We start from the raw sequence: 18,235 nt of genomic DNA, 5'->3' as shown, positions 1-18,235 counted from the left end.
TCCATGACAAGCTCTAGCTTGCGGCATGGCCGCCCCGACCGCGACTGCGACCGAGCCCTCGGTCCTCGACACCGACATCGAAGAGCTCCCCGGCGCGGGCGAGCGCCGCGCCGAGCCGCTCCGCAAGGCCGGCGTCAAGACGTTCCGCGACCTCCTGCGGTACTACCCGCGCCGCTACCTCGACCGGAGCACCGTCACGCCCATCCGCGACATCGTTGAGCCCGGCGAGTACACCGTCGTCGGGACGGTCACGGCCAAGGGGCTGGTTCCGGGCCGCGGAGGCCGCAGTCGCTTCGAGCTCCGGGTGACCGACGACTCGGGCGGCACGCTCAAGTGCGTCTGGTTCCGCGGCGCGAACTGGATCCACCGGCTCTACAACCGCGGCGACCTCTACGCCTTCCACGGCAAGGCCGAGAAGTACGGGTCCCAGTTCTCCATCGCCCACCCCGAGGCCGACAAGCTCGACGACGCGAGCGCGGCGCTCACGACCGGCCGGATCGTCCCGCTGTACCCCGGCGGCGCGGCGCTCGACAAGGTCGGCCTCAACAGCCGCGTGTTCCGCACGCTGATCTACCGGCTCATCAAAGAGCACGGGCTGGCGATCCCCGAGGTGCTGCCGGCGTCGGTCCGCGAGCGGTACGACCTCATCGACGGCAACGTCGCGCTCCGGGCCGTCCACTTTCCACGCGACGCGGCCGAGCGCGGGCGGGCCCGCCGCCGGCTCATCTTCGAGGAGTTCTTCTTCCTCCAGTTGTTGCTGGCGCTGACGAAGGGGCGCCAGGAGAAACGGGCCGGCGTCGTGCTCGACGGGCTCGGAAACCACGCCCGCCAGTTTCTCGACGAGGTGCTCCCGTTCGAGCTGACGGGCGCCCAGCAGCGGGTTTTGGACACCATCGCGGCCGACACGGCCTCCGGCCACCAGATGAACCGCTTGGTCCAGGGCGACGTCGGGAGCGGCAAGACGGTCGTCGGCGTGGCGTCGATGCTGATGGCCGTCGACGCCGGCCACCAGGCCGCATTCATGGCGCCGACCGAGATCCTGACCGAGCAGCACTACGCCAACATCCGCCGGTTTCTGGAGCCGCTGGGTCTGGAGACGCGGCTCCTCATCGGCGGCCAGCGCAAGAAGCTCCGCGACGAGATCCTGGCCGAGATCGCCGACGGGACGGCGTCGGTCGTCGTCGGCACGCACGCGATCATCGAGGACAAGGTCGAGTTCAAAAACCTCGGGCTGGCCGTCGTCGACGAGCAGCACCGGTTCGGCGTCGTCCAGCGGGCCCGGATGTTCAAGAAGGGCCAGCGGCCCCACGTCCTGATGATGACGGCGACGCCCATCCCGCGCTCGCTCGCCATGACGGTCTACGGCGACCTCGACGTCTCGGCCATCGACGAGCTCCCCGCCGGCCGCAAGCCCATCGACACGCGCGTCTACAGCGACAAGCGGCGCGACGAGATGCTCGACTTCGTCAAGCGCCAACTGAGGGAGGGCCGCCAGGCCTACGTCGTCTACCCGCTCGTGGAGGAGTCGGAGTCCGAGACGCTGGCGGACGTGAAGGACGCCGAGAACGGCGCGGCCGAGTTGATGGAGCAGCTCCGCCCGTACCGCGTGGACCTCGTCCACGGACGGATGTTCGCCTACGAAAAGGAGGAGGCGATGGACCGGTTCAAGGCCGGCGAGACCGACGTGCTGGTGGCCACGACCGTCATCGAGGTCGGCGTCGACGTGCCGAACGCGACGGTCATGGTGATCGAGCACGCCGAGCGGTTCGGCCTCAGCCAACTCCACCAGCTTCGCGGTCGCGTCGGGCGCGGGGCCGACCAGAGCTACTGTTTTTTGATGGCGTCCTACAAACGCACGTCGGAGGCCGAGGAGCGCCTGGAGACGATGGAGGCCACGACCGACGGGTTCGAGATCTCCGAGGCCGACCTCCGCCTCCGCGGCGCCGGCGACTTTTTCGGCACGCGCCAGTCCGGCCTGCCCGACCTCAAGATCGCCGACATCGTGAGGGACGCCGAGATCCTGGCCGAGGCGCGCGAGGCCGCCTTCGCCATCGCCGAGGCGGACCCCACGCTGGCGGCGCCGGAGCTGGCGGCCACCCGCCAGCACTTCGGCCGGACGGCGCCGCGGAGCTTGGGGTTCGCGCGCGTGGGCTGAGGTCGAAGGCTACGCTACAGCGGCTCGGTGCCGCGGTCCAGGATGTCCATGTACGGCTTGTAGAGGTACACCATCCCGTACCTCCCTCCCGTCACCTCGCGGGTGATCCCAAGCCGCGCCATCTGCTCCAGCGACTTCTGGGCCGTGGGGCGGGACAGGCCGCTGTGGTGCTCCGCGTCCTTGATCGTCAGGAGCGGGCGGCGTTGCATGGCCTCGTGGACTCGGAGCGCGGAGCTGGCACGACCTCCGAGCGACTCCCGGATCCGCTCGCGGTCGCGCCCGAACAGATCGAGAATCTCCTTCGCCGTGTCGACGGCCTGCTTCGACGTCTCATACACCCCTCGGAGGAAAAACCGGAGCCACTCCTCCCACTCCCCGTGCGTGCGGACACGCTGGAGCCGGTCGTAGTACTCCTGCCGGTTCGACTTGAAGTACAGCGAGAGGTAGAGGATGGGGTCCGCGAGAACCTCGTGGGCGCACAGCAGGAAGGTGATGAGGAGCCGACCGACGCGGCCGTTGCCATCGAGGAACGGGTGGATCGTCTCGAACTGGACGTGGGCGAGAGCCGCTTTCATCAGGATGGGCACGCCGGGCTCGTAGAGGAAGTGCTCGAACCGATCCAGGCACGCCATGACCTCGTTCGCAGGAGGGGGGACGAAGTGAGCCGTCTCCGGACGGCCGCCGCCCAGCCAGACTTGTGAGCGCCTGAACTCGCCGGGCGTCTTGTCCGCCCCTCGCCCCTCTTGCAGGAGGACGCCGTGGATCTCGCGGATGAGCCGGAGGGACAGCGGGAACCCATCCCGGAGGCGATCCAGCCCGTGGTTCAGAGCCGCCACGTAGTTCGAGACCTCTCGAACGTCGTCTAGCGGGACGTTCGGGGCGCGGTCGTCTTCGAACAGGAGGAGGTCCGAGAGAGACGACTGCGTCCCCTCAATCTGAGACGACAGGACCGCCTCTTTGCGGACGTAGAGGTAGAGGAAGAGGTCGCGGTCGGGGAGGAGCGCAGAGATCCCGTCGAGCCGCCCGAGTGCCCGGTTCGCGCGCTCCATGAGGTCGAGGTCCTCCGGTCCCAAGTCCAGGTCAGGAGGGAGCGGGTTCGGAACGAACGCCCGTACCGTCTCCCCTCCCGCTGTGCTGATCCGGTAGGTCCCTGTCGGCGTGGTTGGCATCGGCAATTGCAAAACAGTTGCATCGGGTCGGTCCGAATGAAAATATAGGACCCAGATTTTACATTTGCCGTCGCCTCGGGCCCAGGGCTATCGCATACTCCGCTGACCTCCCGGTTATGTCATCCTGAGCGCCAGCGAAGGATCTAGCCGCTCGTCGCTCGGTGGCCCCGACCGGCTCCGCGCCTGCGTCTAGTAGATCCTTCGCTCCGCTCAGGATGACAAGGGGCGAGTATGCGATAGCCCTGACCTCGGGCCCGAGATGGGGGAACCGAGCGCTGGGGCCGGCGCTCTCACCGGGCCCCCCGCGACCGCCATGCTCCAGAAAGCCCTCGTCGTCACCGCCGGCCCGACCGGCGCGCGGACGGTCTCGCTCGACGCCCTCGACGATCTCCTGCGCGCCGGCTGGCGTGTGGCCCACACCTCGCCGATGGGCGGCGGCGGGGCGACGGACGGGTTCGCCGCGCTCGTGGTCGTGGAGCGGGCCGCCGAGACCGAGGCCGAGGCCATCCTCGAACAGATCGAGGAGGAGATCGACGGCGACGGCGCCCCGGACGAGATCCAGGACCCCGTTCTCCGCTGGATCGCGGGGGACGACGACACCTGATACCGAGCCCGAGGTGCGAGGACAGGCCTCGGCCTCACGAGACAGAGGGCGGCCCGATCTCGCGGACGAGGCACGGCCGGTCGTCCCCTCCATCGCCGACCGGACCGTCGCGGGCGGAGGCCCGGGCTCACCGTCCGTCCGCCACCACGAAGGGGACCGAGAAGGCGTCGTGGTCCCACCGCAGCGAGAGTCGCCCTTCGTCGCCCTCGGCCTCGACGACAATCGTGAACGCCTCGACGGTGTCGGGCAGCGGCGCCCGGGTGAGCGGCACGCGGCCGAGGTCCTGGCCCGCGTCGTAGGTCGTCCCGCCCTGTCCCGTCTGGCGGTTGACGATCAGCACGCCGCCGTCGGGCTGGGGGATCGAGAAGAGGGTGTACGCGCCCGCCGGGACGGCCAGCGCGGCGCCGTCGGGGTCGAGGACCAGCGCGCGGTCGGTGGTGAGGTGCGTCGCCCGGTTGGCGCCGGTGCGCCAGAGGCCGTCCCACGGGACGAGCGCGCCCCAGATCGCGCGGCCCCGCCTCCGCGGCTGCCCGTAGTCGACCGCGACGGTCGCGCCGCCGACGGTGCCGACCGCCTCGCCTCGGCCCGAGAGCTCGCCGACGGCCAGCCCGGCCGCGTCCATCTCGGCGTAGCGCGTCGCGGCGGCCTCCACGTCCACGTCGGCCACGCGGCGGACGACCAGCTTGCGCGTCGTGGCCCCGGCGTCGAGCGTCTCGAGGCGGCCCTCGGCATCGGCCTCGACGGTCATGGGGCCCCGGAAGGGGTGGCGCACGACGACCGTGCCGTCGGCCTCGACGTCGCTCGTGAAGGCGACCGCCGCACGCTCGGTGAAGAGCGGTTGGTCCAGCGGCCCGCCCGCGTCGACGGCGCGCGTGACCATCAGCTCGAACGGCCAATGGACCATGTCGATAAACGGCAGCGGGCGCGCGGCACCCGGGACCATCCGGGTCGTCGTCTCGCCCCCTGTCTCCTCCACCGTCATCCGGAGGCTGTCGCCGACCGGCTCGGCGGTGTGGCGGCGCAGGACCTCGCCGGTGAGCGGCTGGCGGACGACGGCCTGGTAGCGCTCCAGCCCGCCGTCGGGGTCGAGGACGAGGCGGTAGGTCGTCAGCGTGGTGCGGGGCGCGCGCAAGGCGACGGTCGCCTCCAGGCCGTCGGCGGTGCGTGTGAACCGTTCGACGGCGAGCGTGTCGTCGCCGAGGAGGGTCACGAACGCGCCGGTCTCGGCCGTCGGCGGCGCGCCGGGCGTCTGCGACGTGGCGCAGCCCGCGAGGACGACCGCGGCGGTGAGGAGGAGCGAGCGGCGCATGGCGGTCCTGGGAGGAGACCGGAGCAAAGCACCGCGCGGGTTCCGGGTTCCCCACCCCCTCGGCGCCCCGGCGCGCGGAGGGCTACGCGGGGACGCGGGCCACGCCGATCTCTTGGGCGAGCCGGTCGAGCTGGTCGAACGTGAGCGACTGGGGCCCGTCCGAGAGCGCGCGGTCGGGGTCCGGGTGGGCCTCCACGATCAGCCCGTGGGCGCCGGCGGCGATGGCGGCCTTGGCGAGCGCCGGCACCCAGCGCCGGAGCCCGGCCGCGTGGCTCGGGTCGACGATGACCGGCAGGTGCGTCCGCTCACGGGCCACGACCACCGACGACAGGTCGAGCGTGTTGCGCGTGGCCGTCTCGAACGTCCGGATGCCGCGCTCGCACAGGATCACGCGCTCGTTGCCGCCGGCCATCACGTACTCGGCCGCCGCCAGCCACTCGTCGATGCTCGACGACATCCCGCGCTTGAGCAGGACCGCCGCGTGGCTCTTCCCGACCTCCTTGAGGAGTTCGAAGTTCTGCATGTTGCGGGCCCCGATCTGGAGCACGTCGGCCTCGCGCGCGACGGCCTCGACGTCGCGGGGGTGAACGACCTCGGTCACGATGGGCAGCCCGTTCTCGCGGCCGGCGTCGTGCATCATCGCGAGCCCCTCGTAGCCGAGCCCCTGGAAGTCGTACGGCAACGTCCGCGGCTTGAAGCAGCCGCCGCGCAGCATGAGCCCGCCGGCCGAGCGGACGGCCCGGGCCGAGGCGAAGATCTGGTCCCGGCTCTCGACCGAGCACGGCCCGGCGATGAGCACGGGCGGCTCGTCGCCGCCGACGCGGACGCCGGCGATCTCGACGACCGAGTCCGGCCGGTCGCCGCGGTCAACGAGGGTTCGCCGGCTCGGCTTGACGCTGGGCGCTGCCGTCGCCTTCGGGCGGGCCGGGGCGCCATCGCCGGCTGAGACCGTCACGACCGCAGCGCGGGGCGTCTCGGCGCGGAAGACGGGGTACGAGCCGAGCACCCGGAGCGACCGCGTGTGGGCCCGAGCGCCCTCGATGGCAGCGGCGGTCGCCTCTTGGTGCATCCCGCCCTCGACGTCGAGGTAGAACAGGCTCTCGAACGGGGTCGTCGGGCTGGGGCGGCTCTCGAGCTTGGTCAGATTGACGTCGGCGTCGGCGAAGGCCTGGAGGACCTGGGCGAGCGCGCCGGTCCGGTGGTCGGTCGAGAGCACGAGCGACGTCTTGTGGGGGAGCCGCGGGTCGTGTTCGAGCGGCTCGGTCGCGACGATCAGGAACCGGGTGAAGTTGTCCTTCCGGTTGGCCACGTGGCGCTTGACGACGTGGAGCCCGTAGAGCTCGGCGGCGTCCTCGCCCGCGATGGCCCCCCGCGTCCGGTCGCCCGAGGCGGCGACGGCCTTGGCCGCGCCCGCCGTGTCCGCCTCGGCGTCGACGTGGACGCCGTCGAGCGCGTCCAAGAACAGGCTGCACTGGCGGATGGCCTGGGGGTGCGTCCCGATCCGCCGGAGGTCCGCCAGCGCCACGCCGGGGAGCGCGAGCAGGCAGTGCTCGACCTTGAGCACCTCCTCGCCGACGATGTGCAAGCCGGGCTCGACCAACAGGTCGTAGACGCCCGAGATCGGGCCGGCCGTCGTGTTCTCGACCGGCAACAGCGCCCGCTCGGCGTCGCCCCGCTTGAGCGCCTCGATGGCGCCGCCGAACGTGCTCGTCCCGACGTAGCTCGCCTCGGGCACGGCCGCGAAGTGGTGCCGCGCCGCCGAGTGGCTGTAGCACCCCTCGACGCCCTGGTACGCCACCCGGACGCGGCCCTCGCCGCCCGACTGCCGGACGGCCTGGAAGCGGACCGAGTGGCGCAGGATCTGGCGGTACAGCTGGGACGCGAAGTACCCGTCGACGCCCGCGTCCTCGGCGAGCGCGTGGACGCGCGCCAACAGGTCCTGCTCGCGGCTCGGGTCCTGGATGGGCAGCGCGCCGTCGGTGGCCTTGACGGCGGCCACGTCGGCGACGAGCCGTTGGCGCTCGGCGAGCGCGTCGACCAGGCGGCGGTCGACGGCGTCGAGGTCGTGACGGAGGCCGTCGAGATCGGAGGGTTCGGACATGGGGAGAGACGGCAAAAAAAAAGCCCGCCGGGAGGCGGGCTGGGGGACGCTGGGAGGACGAGCTATCCCAGGTGCCTCCGGCCCGCCGGGCACGCAAACCAATACCCCGTAAACGAGGCGGGCGCGAGCAGGAAGCGGGTGGAGGTCATGGTCTGATGGTAGCCGCCGGAGGCGGACCTGTGCAAGGGGGCCACCGATGCCCCGGCCCGATTCGGCCTCGGAAGCGCTTTTCTTCTCGCGTGGGAGCCGTCCCCCGAGCTCTCCAGAGACCAGGACGAGCCAGGTCGAGCCCCAGTCCCCAAAGGCGTCCCGGTGACGGACGCGGCGTCCGCCGGCCGCGTCCTCGGCCGCCGGCGGTCACCGCCGAGGCCAACGTGCCCGATCCTCCGGACTCTCCAACCCCGCTAGCCGCCCGGCCCGGCGAACCGGACCTCGCGGACGGCCACCGCTCCCACGCGCCCGTACCCGCCGACGACGTTGAGCGGGAGGTCGGCCGGCTCGGCGAACGGGTTCTCGTCGAGCTCGAAGTTGGTGATCTGGTAGGCGTCGTAGAGCTCGGCCGTCATCGCGGTGACCTGGACGCGGACGGCGCCCGTGTCGCCGGAGTGGCTGCCGCGCGGCGCCGCGTCCAGGACGAAGTCGCGGGCGCGCCCGTCGAAGGCGTCGTCGGGGAACGTGACGAAGTGGATCGAACTGCCGGCCTCCCGGGCGCCCGTCACCAAGACCGGGTCGGTCGTCGAGAAGTCGCTCCGGTAGACCTGGGGCCGGGTGAGCACGACGAGCGTGTCGACCGGCCCGCCGACGCGGCACAGCGAGGCCGTGTAGCGGTCGAGCTCGCGGTGGATCGTCAGCCCGTAGCGGTGGCCGCGCCCCGGCGGGTCCGTCAGGCGGACGCGGAACCGGCGCAGGCCGCCCGCTCCGGCCTCCTCGGTCGCCTCGACGGTGGGCGCGTCGGGGACGGTGACCGTCGCTTCGGCCGGCGCCAGCCCGGGCACCTCGGCGCGGACGGTGTAGGTCGCGCCGGCCTCCAAGCGGACCGCCCCCCGGTAGCTCCCGCACTCGAACGGGTCCTCGTCGGACCGCTCCACCTGGCCCGTCTCGGCGTTGCACGTCGCCGTCGAGGCCCGGTAGCACGTCCGCCCAGAGGCCCGGAGCGTCTCGACCTCGACCCCGTCGCGCAAGAGCACCACGCGCCCGTCGACCCGGGACGGCCGGGCCACCAGCCCCTCGCCCGCCGGGTCCACGGCGTACGGGTCACGGCTCACGCTCAGCCGGACCTCGGCCACCCCGTCGGCCGCCAGCACCGACCGGACGACGACCTCGGCTTGGTACGGCGGCGTCTCGATGTCGAGCGTCGTCGAGACGTCGCAGCCGGCGAGCGTCAGCAGGGCGAGAAGGGCGGGGAGGCGCATGTGGAGGGGGGCGCAGGCAGGGATCGATGAACGGCGACTCTCAGACTCTCGTGAGACGGACGGGCCGATCCTAGATCAGCCGCCGATGCGTGATCCGTGATTCGTGACTCCCATCGGGAAGGATCACGCATCACGCATCACGCAGCGTTGCTCTGGAGCCCGTCAGACGCGCTGTGAGCCGCACTAAAACCCAAAGCGGTACGACAGCGACGGGAGGACGGGGAAGAGGGCGATGCCGACCAGCTGCTGGCGGACCTCGCCCGTCGCCGAGTCGGTCCGCTCGTCCAAGAGCGTGACGAAGGGGTTCTTGCGGTTGAGCGCGTTGTAGACGTGGAGCGCGACCGCGTGGGGCCGGTCGCCGCGCCGGAGGTGGAGGGTCAGGCCGAGGTCGAGGCGGGCGTAGGCCGGGAGCCGGTGGCCGTTGCGCGGGCCGTAGGCCACCTCCGACGCCGCCGCCGGCACCGACGCCGTCCAGTACCCGACCGAGCCCGAGCTCAAGAACGTCGCGTCGTAGGTCGCCGCCGGCAGCGTGACCGCGTCGCCGGTCCCGTAGACGGCGGCGACCGACGCATCGACCCGGCCCAGTCTCGCGACGGCGACGGCCGAGACGTCGTGGCGGCGGTCGTAGCGGTAGGGGAACCACGCGCCGCCGGCGATGGCGTCGAACCGGCGGTCGGTCCGGGCCAGGGTGTACGCGAGCCACGCCGTCAGCCGGTCCGTCCGGTGCTCGACGAGCGCCTCGAACCCGCGGCTCCGCCCCTCGCCGGTGACGACGAGCTCCTGCCAGTCGTCGAACGGCGTCGTGAAGGCGGCGCCGTCGCGGTAGGCCACGAGCCCCCGCATCGAGCGCCAGTAGCCCTCGACCGACCACGTCGTCCGGCCCGACCGCGACGAGCCGGCCAGCCCGAGGGCGACCTGGGCCCCGCGCTCGGGCCCGACCGAGTCGGCGGGGACCCACAGGTCGGCGGGCAGGCCGATGCCGGCGCCGGTCGTCAAGAGGTGGACGGGTTGCTGGGTCACGGCCGCGCTCGCCTTCATGGCGAGCCGGGGGAAGAGACGGAGCGCGGCCGAGAGGCGCGGCTCGATGGACGGGTACCGGTGCCGGCCCGAGGCGTAGAGCGCGCCGTGGACCCCGAGCCCCAGTGTCAGTGGGCCGATCTGCCAGGTGTCGTCGACGTAGACGACGGCCTGGACGCCGACCGAGGCGCCGCCACCGAGGGTCGTGTCCGAGGGGACGCCGGTCGCCGCGTCGTCGCCGACGAGCGACAGGGCGCCGGGCGTGAACCGGTGCCGCGTGACGGCCGCGCCGACGCGGAGCGCGTGGTCGGCGTGGGCGGCCACGTCGAGGTCGAGCCGGGCGCTGAGGTCGCGGATCCCCGAGCGGTAGGCCGCCGCCGCCGTCACCGGGCTCGGCCCGTTCCGCCCCTCGTCCGACGTCACCTCGACGTCGAACCCGTAGTCGCTGGCCGTCACCGTGAGCGCGGCGAACACGCGCGGCGACAGCACGCGGGTGGCCCGGATCGAGCCGGTCAGCGAGCCCCAGTCGAGGCCTCCGCCCGTCACGTTCTCGACGCCGGTCGCCCGGCAGGCCCCGTCGCGGCAGGCCACCTCGGGGTCGACGGACGTGAACGCGAAGGCGTCGCCGCCCCGGTAGACGCTGACCGAGACCCGGTCCCGGTCGGTCGGCCGCCAGCCGATTTTGGCGTTGAGGTCGTAGAACGACAGGGAGGGGTCGAGCGTCGCGTCGTCGCGCGCGGCGGCGTCCCGGTTGGCCCGGTCGATGAAGGGGCCGGCGAGCAGGCCGATGTGGGTCCGCCGGCCGGAGACCAGAAACGACGCCCGGCCCGGCACGATCGGCCCCTCGGCCAGGACGGTCGTCGCCAGCAGCCCGACCTGCCCGCGCACGCGGTGCCGCTCGAGGTCGCCGTCGCGCAGGCGGACGTCCAGGACCGACGCGAGCCGGCCGCCGAACCGGGCCGGGTACGCCCCCTTCGTCAGCTCGACCCGGCTCACGGCGTCGGCGTTGAACGTGGACAAGAAACCGAACAGGTGACTCGCGTTGTAGAGCGGCGTCCCGTCCAAGAGCACCAGCGTCTGGTCCGGCGAGCCGCCGCGGACGTAGAGCCCGGCCGTCCCCTCCTGCCCCGCGCGGACGCCCGGCAGCAGCTGGACGGCCTTCAGCACGTCGGCCTCGCCCAAGAGCGCCGGGAGCGCCTGGACGTCGCGTCCCGAGAGCGCCGTCTGGCCCATCTGGGGCGTCGCCTCGGGCCGCCGCGCCGCGCCCGCGTCGGCCTCGACCACGACCTCGTCCAGGTCGACCGGCGCCAGCGCCAGGTCGAGCCGCCCTTCGACGGCGCGTTCGCTCCAGACCTCGGCCGGCCGGTACCCGACGGACGACACCACCAGCCGGACCGAGTCGTCGGGGAGGGGGAGGCTGTAGTGGCCGTAGGCGTTCGTGACGGCGCCGCGACCGAAGGCCGGGGCGACCACGGCCGCGCCGATCAGCACTTCGCCCGTCGTCACGTCCGTCACCGTCCCGCTCACGACTCGCTCCTGGGCGGACGCGCGGGCACAGAGGAGGAGCAAGAGGCCGGCGGCGAGGCGCACCATGAGACAGTTCGTGAGGACCGTCCCCCGCCTTCACCGCGGGGGCCGGAGGCGCGGCCAGGACGGCTCCGGGCCAAGAACATACGGGGTTCACCGCCGCTCTACAATGACGGTGCCGTTGTGCCATCGGTGCGGGACACCTCGTGCGTCTGGACCGCGTTGGTGGGCTATGTCCGCCCCGACGCCGCTTGTGCCCGCGCCCACTCTCGACGCGCTCGTCGACCTGCTGCGGGGTCGGCGGCTGGCGGTGCTGGCCGGCGCCGGGATCTCGACCGAGTCGGGCATCCCGGACTACCGCGGGCCCGAGACGCGGCACGTCGAGCGCCGCCCGGTCCAGTACGACGACTTCGTCCGCGACCCGGCCGCGCGCCGGCGGTACTGGGCCCGCGCCAGCCGAGGCTGGGCTCGGGTGACCGGCGCGCGCCCCAACGACGGCCACCGCGCGCTGGCGCGTCTCGAAGCGGCCGGCTGCGTCGAGGGCGTCGTCACCCAGAACGTCGACGGGCTCCACCAGCGGGCCGGCTCGCGGCGGGTCGTCGAGCTGCACGGGGCGCTCGACCGGGTCGTCTGCCTCGGCTGCGGCGGACGGCTGACCCGAGAGACCGTCCAGCGCCAGATCGCTCGCCGCAACCCCAGCTGGCTCGACGTCGCCACGCCAACGGGCCGCGTCGCGCCGGACGGCGACGTTGAGATCGAAGCCGGGCTGGCGACGTTCGACCCGCCGGTGTGCCCGGCCTGCGCCGGACCGCTCAAGCCGGACGTTGTGTTCTTCGGCGAGAACGTCCCCAAGCCCCGCGTAGCCGCGGCATCAGACGTCGTGTCGCGAGCCGACGCGCTGCTGGTCGTCGGGTCGAGCCTGGCGGTCTACAGCGGCTACCGGTTCGTCCGCCAGGCCGAGGCCGAGGGGACGCCGGTCGCCATCGTGACGTTGGGCGAGACGCGCGGCCACCGCCACGCCGCCGTCGCCCTCGACGCGCGTCTGGGCGACGCGCTGCCGGCGCTGGCGGACGCGCTCGGGGCGTGACTCGTGGGGCGACCCCGCGCGGTGCCCTCACGTCCTGTCACCTCCCGTCGCCGCCGACCGGCGCGCGCGAGCCGTAGAGGATCACGTCGAGCGGCGTCGTCCGCGCCTTCTCCAAGCGGGCGTGGCGCTTCTGGAACTGGCCCTGGGCAAACGCCAGGAACGGGTCGACGGACAGGCCGAACGGGACGTCGTCGCCGTAGGGCGCCAGCATCTCGGCGACCACCTGCATCGCGCCCATCAGGACCTCGGCGAGCCGGGCCTCGACCTGGTCCCACACCGCGTCGCCGTGCTCGGCGATGAGCCGGCTGAGCAGGTAGATCCCGTAGCCGACGTGGCGGCTCTCGTCGCGCTGGATGAGCTGGACGATCTGCTGCATCCCGGGCAGGATGCCGCGCTCCTGGAGGACGGTGTAGTAGGCGTGGTAGCCGGTCTCGGCCAGGATGCCCTCGGTCCCCATCTGGTACGTCACGAGCGCGTCGACGAGCGCCTCCGTCGAGTGGTCGCCGCGGAGGCGGTCCATCGCGGCGGGCTGGGCGTCGGCGAAGTGGGCACGGTAGGCGGGCGTGAGGTAGGCCTCCAGGTCGCCCTCGAACCGGGCCACCTCGCGCAAGAAGCGGTCGAAGGCCTCGACGTGCTTGGCCTCCTCCCAGAGGTACGACGTCAGGAACAGCTCGTCCTCCAGCCGGCCCTGAGCAGCGGCCCAGCCCAAGAGCGGGAGGAGGTCCGTCGTGACCGACTCCTCGCCGGCGCCGAACTGGGCGCTCAGGCGGAGGAGCAGGTCTTGCTCCGGGTCCGAGAGCGTCCGCCAGTCGGCGGCGTCCTGCGCGAGGTCGATGGCCGCCGGGTCCCAGGTGCCGAGCGTCTTGGCCTTGGCGAACAGCCGCATCGGCCGCAAGCCGTGGTCGATCCCCTCGCGGGTGGTCTTGAACGTGGCCGTCGTCATGGCAGAGGAGGAGGGTGGGGGGCCAACGTACGCCGCCCCAGCGCCGTCCCGCTCCGCCGGGCAGGGCTATCGCGTACTCGGCGCTCGATCCCCCTGCCGTGTCGTCCTGAGCTTGCGAAGAGCCTGCCCCCGCGGAGGCGGGGGATCTCAGCTTGACGCCTCCGTCCTCCGGCGCCGTCTCCTACGACTTGGAAGGTCGGCGTTGAGATCCTTCGCTGGCGCTCAGGATGACAAACTGGGGGCCTCACCGGAGGTCGCGATAGCCCGGCTCCGCCGGGGGCCTGAGGTGGGCGAGTCCGCTACGCCGCCGGCCCGCCGACGGGCCCGCCCATCCGCCCCTCATCGCCGCGCATCAGGTGGACCAGCCCGACCGGCTTGGTCAGCCCGCGCGCGAGCCCGATGGCCTCGTTGCCGCCCCACGGCCGTCCGCGCCCGAAGTCGGGGTCGCCGGCCTGGAGCAGCGTCACGGCGCGCTGGCGGAGCCGGTCGCTCTCGGGCCGCCCGAACGTGTCGTCCAAGACGAGCCCGACGATCGCCAGCGCCATCCCGTCGAACGGGACCCCGTGCGCCTGGCACAGCCCGTCGACCGCCCCCACCATGTAGCCGAGCGCGAACGGCGTCGTCCAGGCCACGTCGGGCGGGAACGGGGCGCCCTCGGCCTCGGCCCGAGCGCGCTGGTCGCGGACGAGCCGGAGCGCGTCGTCGAGGACGCGACGCTGGGGCTTGGAGAGGGGGGACGAGGGCACGGGGAACGAGGAAAGGGGAACGGGCAGATGCCGACGCGGCGACCGGGAATCTGCCCGTTCCCCGGCCCCCGTTCCTCATTCCCCTCCCTCCCCGAACCCGTCGACGCCCATGTCGTGGGCGGCGGCTTCCAAGCCGGCGTCCTGGGGCGCCGCGTGGTCGTGGGGCAGCGTCCCGCGCGGGCTCCGGAGGTAGACGAACGGCGTGTAGTGGAGGAAGTTGGAGACCCGGGCCGTGTAGATGTCGGCCGACGCCTCGATCTGGCGCGCCAGGTGGCTCTTGTCGTTGCCGGCCCACATCAGCGGGCCCCACCGCGGGCTGACCAACCGGCTCGCCTCGATGGCGAGCGGCCCGATCTCGGCGTCGAGGCGGACGAGCCGGTCGCGGACGGCCGTGATCTGGTCGCTCAGCCACGCGGCCGAGCGCTCGGTCTGGGGCCCGTAGCCCTGTTGGTTCCGCTGGCGTTCCAGGCGGAGCGCCGAGAAGTACGCCTCCAACCGCTCCTTCTCGGCCATCATCGCCGTGAGGCGTTGCTGCGCGCCGCGCCAGGCGTCGAGCGCCTCGATCTCGTCCTCGAGCGGCCGCAGCACGAGGGCCGTCCGCCAGCGGAGCACGCTCTTCGACGCCTTGACGTCGGCGTAGACGTGGTCGCCGACGTACAAGATCTCGGACCCGCGCAGGCCCAGGCTCGCCTCGACGAGCGCCGCGTGGCCGCCGACGTAGACGCGGTCCTCCTCCAGCAGCCCGGCGTGGCTCCGCAGCACGGCCCGCCCGTCGTCGTCCTCGGCGACGACCTCGAAGGCCGGCGCTTGCTCGTCGAAGAACGCCGGCTTGCGGGCGCCGACGATGGCGAGGTCGAACAGGTCCCGCCACGTCATGTCGCCCGGCAGGTACGGGTCGAAGGCGTAGCGCAGGATGGGCGCGGCGTACTCCCACTCGGAGTTCGTGATCAGGAGCACCTTCTTGCCCGCCATCTTCTGGTCGAGCAGCGCCAGCGGGACGTCGGGGTCGCGCTCGACGAACCGGTCGGGGTCGGCCAGGATCTCGGCCTTGAGGAGCCCTTCGAGGTGGGCCGCGTCGAGCGACTGGCGGATGGTCTGGTACAGCTCCTCGTAGCCGATCCGGTCGGGCAGCTCGCCCGCGTCGAGCTTGTCGACGAGCTGGAGGTAGATGCCGGCCTCCGAGATCGAGAACAGCGTGTTCATGAACCGCCAGCGGCGGTCGTGCAAGTCGACGAGCGTCCGGCGGTAGGCGTGGCGCTGCTCGTCGTACCTCAGCGGCTGCGTCCCGTGGAACGCCCGCTTGACGTAGCCGAACCGGTTGGCCTTGACCACGTTGCCCCGCTCGGTGTCCACGACCAGTCCCTGGACCACCAGGTCGGGGTCGAAGACGAGGTCGTCGACGGGCCAGCCCAGCTTGGTGAGCCCGTTCTTGATGTAGGCGTAGGCCCGCTCCTCCCACAGGGCCACGTGGTAGTGGACGAGCGTGTAGTCCATGTCGTACCCGACGGCCTGGATCTTCCGGAGGTTGAGCGTCCGGTTGCAGAAGAGGCCGCGGGGGTGGTCGAAGGCGTCGGGCACGCCGGGCGCGCCGTGGGTCCCGGTGCCGATGGTGGCGTCCATAGGTCGTTGTGTTTCGGCCCGAACGCCAGCCCGGCCCCGCCTCGTTCCCCTCGCGCCGGCTGTTCACCGTTGGGCAACGCTGGCGAGGGGGCCCCACGAGGGATCCGAGCACGGAAACGACCCGCACGTGTAGGGACGTGATTCATCATGTCCCGAGGCGGATGTCCCCGGGGCCTCGGCGGTCGGCAGGGACACGATGAATCGTGTCCGTACGGCCCCCGCCGACCTCCGCCCCTTCCCGCTCCTCTCTCACGCGCCTGCCCCGCTTGCGGGGAGCGCCAGCGAGCCCCCTACCCCACCAGGTCCAGCCACCGATACACGATCCACCACAGCTGAACCTGGGGCACCAGCAACCCGAACAAAGCGCCGGCCAGCACCTGGCCCGGCGTGTGGGCCCCGACCCGGACGCGCGCCCACATCAGCAGCGGCACCAGCAGCACGAGCGGCCCGACCGTCGCCAGCGTCAGCGCCGTCTCGACGCCGGTGGGGAGGTCGCGCCAGACCGTCAGCGCGGTGAACAGCAGGACGCCCACGAACCCGGCCAGGCTCGTCATGTGGAGCGAGATCTTCCACCGCGTGTTGATGAGCAGGATCACGGCCGTGTTGATCGGGAAGAGCGCCGCGAACGCCACGATGAGCGGCAACGCCGGCCCCTCGACCGTCCGCCACAGCAGCAGCGCGCCGACGGCGTACGACGCGATCCCGACCAGCAGCGGCCCCAGCCGCGCCGACCGCTCGCGGACCTCCAGGCTCTCGGCACGCCCGCGCCGGATCATCCCCATCACGTAGAACAGGGGGACCAGGCAGAAGAAGACGACCGACACCCCGAACGTCCACGCGATCTGGACCGGCCCGGCCCCGAAGTGCGCGTCGATCAGGGCGAACGCGATGGGCGGGAAGATGAGCGGGTTGAGGAAATACGAGACCGCGTTCGCCAGCCGGTAGCCGTGGTCGCGGACCGCCTCGCGGGTCGGAGCAAGCCCGTCACGCATCGCCCCACCGCTCAGTACGCCCGGGCGTAGACCACGCGCCGCTCGGCGGGCGCCCCGCTGACGGGGTCCGTCCCGGCCTCCTCGGTGTCGACGCCGGGGAACTGGCCGGGGAACGGGACGCAGCGGATGGTCGCCTTCGTCTCCTCCTTGACCCGGGCCTCCGTCTCGGCCGTCCCGTCCCAGTGCATGAGCGCGAACCCGCCCGCGTTCATCACCTCCTGGAACCGGTCGTACTCGTCGACGACGTGGGTGTGGTCGCGGCGGAAGGCGTAGGCCCGGTCGTAGAGCGCCTTCTGAATGTCGTGGATCGCCTCGCGGACGGCCGGTACGATCTCGCGCGCGCTCACCGACTTCTTCTCGCCCGTGTCGCGCCGGGCCATCTCGGCCGTCCCGTTCTTGACGTCGCGCGGGCCGACGGCCAGCCGGACGGGCACGCCCTCGACCTCGTACTGGGCGAACTTCCAGCCCGGCCGGTACTGCTCGCGGTCGTCCAGGACCACGCGGTAGCCGGCCTTGGTGAGCGCGTCGCGCATGCCCTCGGCGGCCTCGATCACCGCCTCGTTGTCGTCGTCCTTCCTAAGAATCGGGACGATGGCGATCTGGACCGGCGCCAGCTTGGGCGGCAGGATCACGCCGGCGTCGTCGCCGTGGACCATGATGAGCGCGCCGATAAGTCGCGTGCTCACGCCCCACGACGTGGCCCAGACGTACTCCTGCTCGTTGTCCTGGTTCTGGAACGTGCACTCGAAGGCCCGGGCGAAGTTCTGCCCCAGGAAGTGGCTCGTCCCGGCCTGGAGCGCCTTCCCGTCCTGCATCAGCCCCTCGATGCAGTACGTGTCGACGGCGCCGGGGAACCGCTCGCTCGCCGTCTTGACGCCCTTGATGACCGGCATCGCCATCCACTCCTCGGCGAACTGGGCGTAGACGTCGAGCATGGTCCGGGTCTCCTCGACGGCCTCGTCGGACGTCGCGTGGGCCGTGTGGCCCTCCTGCCACAGGAACTCGGCCGTGCGCAGGAACAGCCGCGTCCGCATCTCCCACCGGACGACGTTGGCCCACTGGTTCAGCTTGAGCGGCAAGTCGCGCCACGACTGGATCCAGCGGCTGTAGGTGTCCCAGATGATGGTCTCGGACGTGGGCCGGACGACGAGCGGCTCGTCGAGCTCGGCGTCGGGGTCGACGACCAAGTCGCCGTCCTCCTCCTTGAGCCGGTAGTGCGTGACGACGGCGCACTCCTTGGCGAACCCCTCGACGTGCTCGGCTTCCTTCGCGAGGAAGCTCTTGGGGATGAACAGGGGGAAGTAGGCGTTTCGGTGGCCGGTCGCCTTGAACATGCCGTCGAGCCCGCGCTGCATGTTCTCCCACAGCTCGTAGCCGTTCGGCGGCAGGACCATCGAGCCCCGCACGGGCGACGTCTCGGCCAGCTTGGCCGCCCGGATGACGTCCTGGTACCACTGGGCGTAGTCGTCGGCGCGCTTGGTGATCGTCTCGGCCATGGGGCAGTCCGTCCGGGATGGGGCGCGCGAGCGCCGAGGTGTACCTTGGTGTGCGGA

At 72.2% G+C, this 18,235-nt stretch carries 13 protein-coding genes; 3 read left to right on the top strand and 10 right to left on the bottom strand.

What is annotated here, in order from left to right; all coding sequences use genetic code 11:
• Positions 1-25: 25 nt before the first annotated feature.
• Positions 26-2,155, top strand: a complete 2,130-nt coding sequence (recG, locus tag ACOOHE_RS18655; RefSeq protein WP_420455604.1) for an ATP-dependent DNA helicase RecG — start codon at positions 26-28, stop codon at positions 2,153-2,155.
• Positions 2,156-2,169: 14 nt separating this feature from the next.
• Here recG and ACOOHE_RS18650 read toward each other — a convergent pair whose 3' ends face one another.
• Positions 2,170-3,324 (bottom strand): Fic family protein, encoded by a 1,155-nt coding sequence (locus tag ACOOHE_RS18650; protein ID WP_420455603.1) that lies wholly within the window; start codon positions 3,322-3,324, stop codon positions 2,170-2,172.
• Positions 3,325-3,637: 313 nt separating this feature from the next.
• On the opposite strand from ACOOHE_RS18650, the gene ACOOHE_RS18645 reads away from it, so the two are divergent.
• Entirely contained in the window at positions 3,638-3,928 is a 291-nt protein-coding gene (locus ACOOHE_RS18645; protein WP_420455602.1) for a hypothetical protein, read from the top strand.
• Positions 3,929-4,055: 127 nt separating this feature from the next.
• Here ACOOHE_RS18645 and ACOOHE_RS18640 read toward each other — a convergent pair whose 3' ends face one another.
• The 4 genes from ACOOHE_RS18640 to ACOOHE_RS18625 all read right to left on the bottom strand — a co-directional run bounded on the left by ACOOHE_RS18640 (position 4,056) and on the right by ACOOHE_RS18625 (position 11,336).
• Positions 4,056-5,237, bottom strand: coding sequence for a DUF2911 domain-containing protein (locus tag ACOOHE_RS18640; RefSeq protein WP_420455601.1), 1,182 nt, complete (start codon positions 5,235-5,237; stop codon positions 4,056-4,058).
• 82 nt (positions 5,238-5,319) lie between these two features.
• Positions 5,320-7,338: a 3-deoxy-7-phosphoheptulonate synthase gene (gene aroF / locus ACOOHE_RS18635; protein ID WP_420455600.1), complete on the bottom strand. Its 2,019-nt coding sequence runs from the start codon at positions 7,336-7,338 to the stop codon at positions 5,320-5,322.
• Positions 7,339-7,742: 404 nt separating this feature from the next.
• On the bottom strand, positions 7,743-8,750 hold the full coding sequence (locus tag ACOOHE_RS18630; protein ID WP_420455599.1) for a DUF4249 family protein: 1,008 nt from the start codon (positions 8,748-8,750) through the stop codon (positions 7,743-7,745).
• Between the two features lie 183 nt (positions 8,751-8,933).
• Positions 8,934-11,336, bottom strand: a complete 2,403-nt coding sequence (locus tag ACOOHE_RS18625) for a TonB-dependent receptor (RefSeq protein ID WP_420455598.1) — start codon at positions 11,334-11,336, stop codon at positions 8,934-8,936.
• A 190-nt stretch (positions 11,337-11,526) separates the two neighbouring features.
• Here ACOOHE_RS18625 and ACOOHE_RS18620 point away from each other — a divergent pair, with 190 nt between their 5' ends.
• Positions 11,527-12,381, top strand: a complete 855-nt coding sequence (locus ACOOHE_RS18620; protein WP_420455597.1) for an NAD-dependent protein deacetylase — start codon at positions 11,527-11,529, stop codon at positions 12,379-12,381.
• A 37-nt stretch (positions 12,382-12,418) separates the two neighbouring features.
• Here the strand turns inward: ACOOHE_RS18620 and ACOOHE_RS18615 are convergent, their stop codons facing one another.
• From ACOOHE_RS18615 to proS, 5 genes are all read right to left on the bottom strand, one after another.
• On the bottom strand, positions 12,419-13,324 hold the full coding sequence (locus ACOOHE_RS18615; RefSeq protein ID WP_420455596.1) for a R2-like ligand-binding oxidase: 906 nt from the start codon (positions 13,322-13,324) through the stop codon (positions 12,419-12,421).
• Positions 13,325-13,623: 299 nt separating this feature from the next.
• Positions 13,624-14,070, bottom strand: a complete 447-nt coding sequence (locus tag ACOOHE_RS18610) for a hypothetical protein (RefSeq protein ID WP_420455595.1) — start codon at positions 14,068-14,070, stop codon at positions 13,624-13,626.
• A 75-nt stretch (positions 14,071-14,145) separates the two neighbouring features.
• The gene (locus ACOOHE_RS18605; RefSeq protein WP_420455594.1) at positions 14,146-15,690 is read right to left on the bottom strand and encodes an HAD-IG family 5'-nucleotidase; all 1,545 of its coding nucleotides are present in this window, start codon (positions 15,688-15,690) and stop codon (positions 14,146-14,148) included.
• Between the two features lie 290 nt (positions 15,691-15,980).
• Positions 15,981-16,682, bottom strand: a complete 702-nt coding sequence (locus ACOOHE_RS18600) for a hypothetical protein (protein ID WP_420455593.1) — start codon at positions 16,680-16,682, stop codon at positions 15,981-15,983.
• 11 nt (positions 16,683-16,693) lie between these two features.
• The gene (gene proS / locus ACOOHE_RS18595; protein ID WP_420455592.1) at positions 16,694-18,178 is read right to left on the bottom strand and encodes a proline--tRNA ligase; all 1,485 of its coding nucleotides are present in this window, start codon (positions 18,176-18,178) and stop codon (positions 16,694-16,696) included.
• Between the last annotated feature and the right edge of the window lie 57 nt (positions 18,179-18,235).

This window comes from Rubrivirga sp., from assembly GCF_965213695.1.
GTDB lineage: Bacteria > Bacteroidota > Rhodothermia > Rhodothermales > Rubricoccaceae > Rubrivirga.
This window is presented reverse-complemented; position numbering and strand designations above follow the sequence as displayed.